Annotated in this window: 1 protein-coding gene; it reads right to left on the bottom strand. The window is 62.6% G+C overall.

The window, feature by feature from the left end; translation table 11 throughout:
* Positions 1-377, bottom strand: a 377-nt coding sequence (locus tag APU02_RS03315; protein WP_120714862.1) for an autotransporter outer membrane beta-barrel domain-containing protein, incomplete at both ends; no start/stop codon positions are given.

Here is a 377-nt window from a genome sequence, read left to right as displayed (position 1 = left end):
CATCGTGTTCGCCGCCTGCAGGTTCATACCGTACAGACCCGCTTCCGGACGCACCGCGTGCTCGCGCGGTCTCTGCGGCTCAGGTTGCGTCGGCGCTTGCGGAGTCAGCGGATCTACCGGGTCCACTGGCTCAGTCGGATCAACCGGTTCCGGCTGTGGCTCCGGCTGTGGTTCCGGCGTCAGCGCGCTGGTCAGATACCAGTTTTTCTCATTCTGCCCTTCCCCACGTTGCAGGGTGTAGTCATACGCCCCCGCCACGATACGCCCGTTCTGGGTAAACACACCGTCAGAATTTCCCGCCACGCTAATAAGCTCAATACCGTCAGTGGTCAGCCCGCCTGTGCCGCCCGCGTTCAGCACCGTCACGTTCGTGTTAC

It is taken from the genome of Citrobacter sp. 50677481 (assembly GCF_001463265.1).
Taxonomy (GTDB): Bacteria; Pseudomonadota; Gammaproteobacteria; order Enterobacterales; family Enterobacteriaceae; genus Citrobacter_A; species Citrobacter_A sedlakii.
The sequence above is the reverse complement of the archived record's forward strand: the minus strand, read 5'-3'. Positions and strand labels throughout refer to the sequence as shown.